We start from the raw sequence: 7,836 nt of genomic DNA on the forward strand, positions 1-7,836 counted from the left end.
CCAGGATTCCGTCAAGCAGCGTAATCGGCATGTCTTTCGCCCCACTCCGATTCTTTTTCACGGCTCGGCGAGCCGCGTCATTCTTCGTCGTCCACGCGGCTTCGACGTGAGCCGGCTATGCGCGCCACGAGGTCGGCAAGCTCTGTGGGCTGGAAAGCACCGGCCCCGATCCCTCCGGCAAGTTCCTCGCTGCCCAAGGGCAGAACCGCACTACCAAAACCCAGCTTTTCGGCTTCCTTGAGGCGTTGTTGCGCATGCGCAACCGGCCTCACGGCACCCGACAGGCTGATTTCGCCGAAATAGACGCAATCGGCGGGAAGGGCAAGGCCGGTGAGCGAGGAAACCAGTGCGGCTGCGACCGCGAGATCGGCCGCCGGCTCGCTGATGCGGTAGCCGCCTGCGACGTTGAGATAGACGTCGTGCTGGCCGAAACGAACGCCGCAATGCGCCTCCAGCACCGCCAGCACCATCGACAGCCGGGCGCCGTCCCAGCCGACCACTGCCCGACGCGGCGTGCCGAGCGAGGATTGTGCCACCAGCGCCTGGATCTCGACCAGAACCGGCCTTGTGCCCTCCATGCCGGCGAAAACCGCGGCGCCCGGCGATTTGGCATGCCGCTCGCCGAGGAACAGCTCCGATGGGTTGGAGACTTCGCGCAAACCCTTGTCCGACATTTCGAAGACGCCGATCTCGTCGGTCGGCCCGAAGCGGTTCTTCACTGTGCGCAAGATGCGGTAATGGTGGCCGCCTTCGCCCTCGAAATAGAGCACGCCGTCGACCATGTGCTCGACCACGCGCGGGCCGGCGATCTGGCCCTCCTTGGTGACATGGCCGACCAGCACGATCGCGGCACCCGTGGATTTCGCATAGCGGATCATCGCCTGGGCGGCGGCGCGCACCTGGGTAACCGTGCCCGGCGCCGAATCGGCAAGGTCGGTCCACAGCGTCTGGATCGAATCGAGAATGACCAGGTCCGGCCGCTTGCCGTCGGCGATCGTGGCAAGAATGTCCTCGACATTGGTCTCGGCCGCCAGTTCCACCGGCGTGTCGGCGACGCCGAGCCGCTGCGCCCTCAGCCTGATCTGCGCGACGGCTTCTTCGCCCGAAACATAGACGATGCGGTGGCCTCGCGACGCCAGCGCGGCAGCGGCCTGGGTGAGCAGCGTCGACTTGCCGATGCCGGGATCGCCGCCGACCAGAAGTGCCGAGCCGCGTACAAAGCCGCCGCCGGTGGCGCGGTCGAGTTCGCCAATGCCCGAGATAATGCGCGGCGCGTCCTCGATATCACCGGAAAGGGTGGTCAGCACCACCGCGCGACCCTTGCGGGCGTTGCGTGTGTTGGCAGGTCCCGAGCCGATGCCGCCGGAGGTCCCTTCCTCGACCAGCGTGTTCCATTCGCCGCAGGCATCGCATTTGCCGGCCCAGCGCTGATGCACCGATCCGCAATTCTGGCAGATGAACTGGACGCGCGATTTCGCCATCAGGCGTGGCCTGCCGTCGGATACGCGCACAAAGGTGCTGGAAGGGTCGAGGCCTGGCTCAAAAGGTCACTCAAACCTCTCCGCAATATGATGCTCTTCCGCCAGATCGGAGAAGCGGGTGAATTCGCCGTGGAAGGCGAGCGTTACCGAGCCTGTCGGGCCGTGGCGCTGCTTGGCGACGATGACCTCGGCCTTGCCGCGCATCTCGTTCATTTCGTTTTCCCACTTGACGTATTCCTCGGTGCCAAGCTTCGGCTCGCGGTTCTTGAGGTAATACTCCTCACGGTAGACGAACATCACGACGTCCGCGTCCTGCTCGATCGAGCCAGATTCACGCAAGTCGGAGAGCTGCGGGCGTTTGTCCTCGCGGCTTTCGACCTGACGCGACAGCTGCGACAGCGCGATGATCGGCACGGCGAGTTCCTTTGCCAGCGCCTTCAGGCCCGTGGTGATCTCGGTGATTTCCTGCACGCGGTTCTGCGAGGCCCTGGCGGATGAACCCTGCATCAGCTGGATATAGTCGATGACGATCAGGTCGAGGCCGCGCTGGCGCTTCAGGCGACGCGCGCGGGCAGACAGCTGGGCAATGGAAATGCCACCGGTCTGGTCGATGAAAAGCGGGATCTTCTGCATGGTCTGCGAACAGGCGACCAGCTTTTCGAAATCCATTTCGCTGATTTCGCCGCGGCGGATTTTTGAGGACGAGATTTCCGTCTGCTCGGAAATGATACGGGTCGCCAGCTGTTCGGACGACATTTCGAGCGAAAAGAAGCCGACCACACCGCCATTGGCCGCCTTGAACGATCCGTCCGCCTGCTGCGCCGGCACATAGGCCTCGGCGATGTTGAAGGCGATGTTGGTGGCGAGCGACGTCTTGCCCATGCCCGGACGCCCGGCAAGCACGATCAAATCGGACGATTGCAGGCCGCCCATGCGGCGGTCGAGATCGCGCATGCCGGTGGCAAGACCCGACAGATGGCCGTCGCGCATATAGGCGGCATTGGCCATGTCGACGGCGGTCTTGACCGCATCGGTGAAGCTCTCGAAACCGCCATCGTAGCGGCCGGTTTCGGCCAGTTCGAACAGGCGGCGCTCGGCGTCCTCGATCTGCTCGGAAGGCGACATGTCGACCGGCGCATCGTAGGCGATGTTGACCATGTCCTCGCCGACGGTGATCAGCGCGCGGCGCGTGGCAAGGTCATAGATGGCGCGGCCATAGTCGGTGGCGTTGACCACGGTGACGGCTTCGACCGCCAGACGCACGATATATTGCGCCACCGTCATGTCGCCGACCTTCTCGTCGGCCGGCAGAAAGGTCTTCAAGGTGATCGGCGTCGCCACCTTGCCCATGCGGATGAGCTCGGCCGCGATCTCGAAGATCCGGCGATGCAGGGGTTCGTAGAAATGGCCCGGCTTCAGGAAGTCGGAGACGCGGTAGAAGGCATCGTTGTTGACGAGGATCGCGCCGAGCAGCGCCTGCTCGGCCTCGATATTGTTCGGTGCCTCGCGATAGAGCGGTTGCTCCGCCACGCCAAATTTCCGCGCTGCCTCTGCCATGATATCCCCGATTTCAAACCCGGCCTTTCGATATCAGAACGAGACGAAACCGTGCTGACCTTTCTGCATCACTGCTCGACCAAACACCCTTGATGCCCGTTGTTCACAGGAACTAGAAACCGTCCACAGGACAGTGTTCCTGTGACCCGATTCCGGTTGACTCGGCAAGCGGCGATTCTTATGCGAAGCGCTGGAACGAAGCAAGAACAATCGGTCGTTCACGTGCTGGCTGGGTCCAGCCTGTCGCCCCAGTCCAGCCGCCGGGCCAGCCTGAAGTCGGCGCCATCACGCTTGGTGAACAGTTGCTCCGTGGCCGTGCCGTCTTCCTGGCAAAGCTTGAGCAGAACCTTGCCCGAACCGGATTTCGGCGGTGCGATGACCCGCGCGGCGTGCGAGGCGGCCGGCTGGCGCGACGCGGCGACAAAGATGAATTTCTCGTCTTCCCACGGTACATCAGCGTCCTTGGCCAGTCGGTGCAGGCGCGAGCGGGCGACGCGACGGGAAAAGTGGCACCAGTCGGGTGGAGTAAGCGGACAGGGCGCCTCGTGTGCACAAGGCGCCAGCAGGTGCGCCCCGGCGGCGATCAACTGCGCGCGCACCGCCAGAATGCGCTGCCAGCCCGCCGGCGTGCCCGGCTCGACGAGCAGCAATGTGTCCGTCGCCAACTGCCACAGCCGGTCGACCATTTTGGGCAACGATGCCGGCGCGATCTCGTCCAGAACATAGGCACAGGTGACGAGGTCCGCCGGTCGAAGATCGGCAAGGTCTGTCGTGACATCGCCGGCACGCCAGACGGTTCGGGTCGTGATGGCATCGGCGGCAAGCGTCTCGCCGACCTTGCGCACGGCCGCACTCGCTTCCAATAGCACAGCCTGTTCGAGATCGGGCCAGAGATCGTTGGTGGCCCAAAGCACCGTACCAGGACCGGCGCCGACATCGAGCAGGGTTTTCGGCTCGAAGTCCGGCCGGGTCGCCTTCAGTGCGTCGAGACTGGCGCGGACCGCGGCATAGGTCGCCGGCAGCCGCGTCGCCAAATAGGCTTTGACCGCCATGTCCTGCGCCATGTGCAGGCGCCCGTCGCGCAGTTCTGCACGGTAGCGGTCCGACAGGGTTTTCGCTGCTTGCTTCAGCTCAGGCCGCGGGATTTTTTCCAGGATGCGATCGACGGCTTGTCGAAGAGGGACCGGCAGTTCCAACGCTATGCTCCTCGCGGTGCGAGCAAGATGAGCGACGCGCCGGCTATGCAGAGTGCGGCGCCAGCAAGATCCCAGCGGTCGGGCCGCACGCCTTCCACCAGCCACAGCCAGGCAAGCGAGGCAGCGATGTAGATGCCGCCATAAGCTGCATAGGCGCGGCCCGCGGCATTGGTGTCGACCAGCGCCAGAAGCCAAGCGAAAACAAGCAGCGAGACGAAGCCTGGCGCCAGCCATAAGGGCGATCTTTCCAGCCGCCACCAGGCCCATACCGAAAAGCAACCGGCTATCTCGGCGAGCGCCGCTGCGGCATAGAGGAGGTAAGTCATGAAAAAGGCCTCGCGACGATCACGAAGCCTTTTTCAGGGCAGGGGCCGCGAATGGCAAGCGCCAATGGCGAACGGCGTGTCTACTCCGCCACCTTGCGGCGGCGCGCGGGCTTGACCGGCTTCTCGACGGGAGCCGCCTCGCGGCGGCCCAAATCACGCATCGCCAAGGCCTTTTCGCATTTGGCCATATAGTCGCGGGTCATCGGCAGCGTGTCGTTCTTCTTGGCGATCTGGAACTGGAAGATGACCAGGTCCTGCCAGCGGAAGGCGGCTTCCGAGGCGGCCAGATAGAATTCCCACATGCGGCAGAATCGCTCGTCGTAGATGGCCTTGGCCTTGTCGCGGTTGGCGGCGAAGCGCTGGCTCCAGTGCTTCAGCGTGTCGGCATAGTGCAGCCGCAGAATCTCGACGTCGGTAACCACGAGGCCGGACTTCTCGATCGCCGGCAGCACTTCCGACATGGCCGGTATGTAGCCGCCCGGGAAAATATACTTGCGGATGAAGGCGCTGGTCGCCCACGGCACGCCGGAGCGGCCGATCGTGTGCAGCAGCATGACGCCATCGGGCTTCAGCAGCGTCGCCGCCTTGTCGAAGAAGGTGCGGAAGTGGTTGACGCCGACATGTTCGAACATGCCGACCGAAACGATGCGGTCGAAGCGTTCGTTGAGTTCGCGATAATCCTTCAGCTCGAAATGGACGTGGTTTTCCAGGCCTTGCGCATGCGCCCGGTCGGTGGCCACGCCATGCTGCTCGGTCGACAGCGTCACGCCCTGGACGTCGACGTCGAACGCCTTGGCCAGATAGAGGCCGAGCCCGCCCCAACCGGAGCCGATGTCGAGCACGGTCTGGCCGGCCTTCAGCCTGAGCTTGGCGGCGATATGGCGCTTCTTGGCGGCCTGCGCCTCTTCCAGCGTCATGTCGGGCTGTTCGAAATAGGCGCAGGAATACTGCATGTCCTCATCAAGGAAGAGCCGGTAGAGATCGCCCGACAGATCGTAGTGGCGCTGCACGTTACGGCGCGAACGCGAGGTGGTATTGAGCTGCTGCAGGCGGCGGAAGGCGTGGCGCAAGCCTTCGATGGCTTTCGACCAGGTCGCGTCGATGCCGCCACTGCCCATGTTCTGGAAGGCGATGCGCATCAGCCCAAGCACGCCGCCTTCGAGAATGTCGAGTTCGCCGTCCATGTAGGATTCGGGCACCGCCAGCATCGGATCGAAGGTGATGGCGCGTTCGGCATGCCGGGTCTTGATATGCATATGCACCGGCTCGCCGCTGCCGTCGCCGAAGATGACTGTCGAGCCTTTTGGCCCGGTTACCTTGAGATTGCCCGTGCGCACCAGGCGATCGAGAACGCGCTTCAGCAGAATGTTCATAACCAAATGTCCCCTCGAGGTCAGACTGGCTGCCTTAATTCTGCAACAATATATGGGGGTTCGAAAAGTTCCTTTTGGCACAAAAATGCCCGGGCGAGAGGCCCGGGCATTGGTCCACAACGGAGCGTTGCTCCCTCGCTTGCCGTACGCGATCAGGCGTTGTCTTCGCCGCCGTCAAATTCGGCATTCGGATCGAAGAAGTTTTCCGGCCGTGCATTGTCGTTGATGTCGTCGCCATAGATGGCTTCGGCGGTGGTCAGCGTCTCGCCCTTGGCCTGGCGCTCGGCTTCGTCGGCCGTGCGGGCGATGTTGAGCGTGACGGTGACTTCGACTTCCGGATGCAGCGCGATCGCCACATTGGTCAGACCGATGGTCTTGATCGGCTGGTTGAGCAGGATCTGATTGCGGTTGACCGAAAAACCTTCCGCCGTCAGCAGCTCGGCGATGTCGCGCGTCGACACCGAACCGTAGAGCTGGCCGGTTTCACCAGCGGAGCGAACGGCGATGAAGCTCTTGCCGTCGAGCTTTTCGGCAACCTGGCTGGCTTCCGACTTGCGCTCGAGATTGCGGGCTTCGAGCTGGGCGCGCTGGCCCTCGAACTTCTTCTTGTTGGCTTCGTTGGCGCGCAGCGCCTTGCCCTGCGGCAGCAGGAAATTACGGGCAAAGCCGTCCTTGACCTTGACGGTATCGCCCATCTGGCCGAGGCGGGAAACGCGTTCGAGAAGAATGACTTCCATGGTTTTGTTCCTTTTGGTTGGGCGTCCGTCCATGAAGGCAGGCGCCGAATTCTCTGGAACAGGTCAGGAAGCTTGAGCGCCTTGAGCGCCGGTGTCGCTGTCCTGCCTGTCGCGGCAGTTAGAGGCCTTGACCTCAACTCGGGATTTGATGGCTGAACCGGTCGTGCCCGTCATGGCCGGCGAAAGGAACGGGCGGCGAACCGCCCGTTCGGAAGAATTAGCGGACCACGTAAGGCAGCAGGCCGAGGAAGCGGGCGCGCTTGATCGCCTTGGCGAGCTCACGCTGCTTCTTCTGGCTGACGGCGGTGATGCGCGACGGCACGATCTTGCCGCGCTCGGAAATGTAGCGCTGCAGCAGACGCACGTCCTTGTAGTCGATCTTGGGCGCGTTGGCGCCGGAGAACGGGCAGGTCTTGCGGCGACGATGGAACGGGCGCCGGGTCGGGATCTGGTTGATGTCGACCATTATTCTGCACCCCCTTCAAAGCCTTCGCGCGGACGGCGCGGACCACGATCGCCACCGGCGTCGCCAAACGAACGCGGCGGACGATCGCCACGATCACGGTCGCCGAACGAACGCGGGCCACGATCGCCACGGTCGCGGTCGCCGAAGCTGCCGCGCTCGGAGCGCTCTTCGCGCTTCTGCATCATGGCCGACGGACCTTCCTCATGCGCCTCGACCTTTATGGTCAGGAAACGCAGGACGTCCTCGGACAGACCCATCTGGCGCTCCATTTCGTTGAGCGCTGCCGGCGGGCAGTTGAGGTCCATGAGCGTGTAGTAGGCCTTCCGGTTCTTGTTGACCCGGTAGGTGAGGGACTTCAGTCCCCAGTTCTCGACCCGGCCGACGGACCCGCCATTCGCGGAGATGACGCCCTTGTACTGTTCGACAAGCGCATCGACCTGCTGCTGCGAGAGGTCCTGCCGGGCAAGAAACACATGTTCGTAAAGAGCCATTATGTCTTCGTGCCTTTCTTCGTTTCTCTCCCGGTTCCCGGCGGCAAAAGCCTCTGCAACTTCTCTGACCCGCTTGTCCCAGTTAAGGGGGCGGGGAAGAAAGGAGCATGACGAGACGGTCGAGAGCGGAGACACGGGAGGCGGAAGCGCTTCTGGCTTCACACGAAGGCTATGATGAAACCTCCGGCCCTCCGTTCAGCCCCCAGCTG

8 protein-coding genes are annotated in these 7,836 nt (G+C 63.3%); all 8 read right to left on the bottom strand.

The genetic code is table 11. The features are described from left to right. Positions 1-77 precede the first annotated feature (77 nt). The 8 genes from radA to rpsF all read right to left on the bottom strand — a co-directional run bounded on the left by radA (position 78) and on the right by rpsF (position 7,627). The gene (gene radA / locus C1D09_RS28555) at positions 78-1,481 is read right to left on the bottom strand and encodes a DNA repair protein RadA (RefSeq protein WP_115145179.1); all 1,404 of its coding nucleotides are present in this window, start codon (positions 1,479-1,481) and stop codon (positions 78-80) included. Between the two features lie 66 nt (positions 1,482-1,547). After that, positions 1,548-3,038: a replicative DNA helicase gene (locus C1D09_RS28560; RefSeq protein ID WP_019857258.1), complete on the bottom strand. Its 1,491-nt coding sequence runs from the start codon at positions 3,036-3,038 to the stop codon at positions 1,548-1,550. 218 nt (positions 3,039-3,256) lie between these two features. Next, positions 3,257-4,234, bottom strand: a complete 978-nt coding sequence (locus C1D09_RS28565) for a small ribosomal subunit Rsm22 family protein (protein WP_143977344.1) — start codon at positions 4,232-4,234, stop codon at positions 3,257-3,259. A gap of 2 nt (positions 4,235-4,236) precedes the next feature. After that, complete coding sequence (locus tag C1D09_RS28570; protein WP_143977345.1) at positions 4,237-4,560, bottom strand: YnfA family protein; 324 nt, start codon at positions 4,558-4,560, stop codon at positions 4,237-4,239. A gap of 80 nt (positions 4,561-4,640) precedes the next feature. After that, positions 4,641-5,933: a cyclopropane fatty acid synthase gene (locus tag C1D09_RS28575; RefSeq protein ID WP_143977346.1), complete on the bottom strand. Its 1,293-nt coding sequence runs from the start codon at positions 5,931-5,933 to the stop codon at positions 4,641-4,643. Positions 5,934-6,085: 152 nt separating this feature from the next. After that, positions 6,086-6,670, bottom strand: coding sequence for a 50S ribosomal protein L9 (rplI, locus tag C1D09_RS28580; protein WP_010915167.1), 585 nt, complete (start codon positions 6,668-6,670; stop codon positions 6,086-6,088). Positions 6,671-6,887: 217 nt separating this feature from the next. Continuing rightward, complete coding sequence (gene rpsR / locus C1D09_RS28585; RefSeq protein WP_006203718.1) at positions 6,888-7,136, bottom strand: 30S ribosomal protein S18; 249 nt, start codon at positions 7,134-7,136, stop codon at positions 6,888-6,890. Then, positions 7,136-7,627 (bottom strand): 30S ribosomal protein S6, encoded by a 492-nt coding sequence (gene rpsF, locus C1D09_RS28590; RefSeq protein WP_143977347.1) that lies wholly within the window; start codon positions 7,625-7,627, stop codon positions 7,136-7,138. The genes rpsR and rpsF overlap by 1 nt, the downstream gene beginning before the upstream one ends. Between the last annotated feature and the right edge of the window lie 209 nt (positions 7,628-7,836).

It is taken from the genome of Mesorhizobium intechi, assembly GCF_002879535.1.
In the GTDB taxonomy this organism is placed as follows: Bacteria; Pseudomonadota; Alphaproteobacteria; order Rhizobiales; family Rhizobiaceae; genus Mesorhizobium; species Mesorhizobium intechi.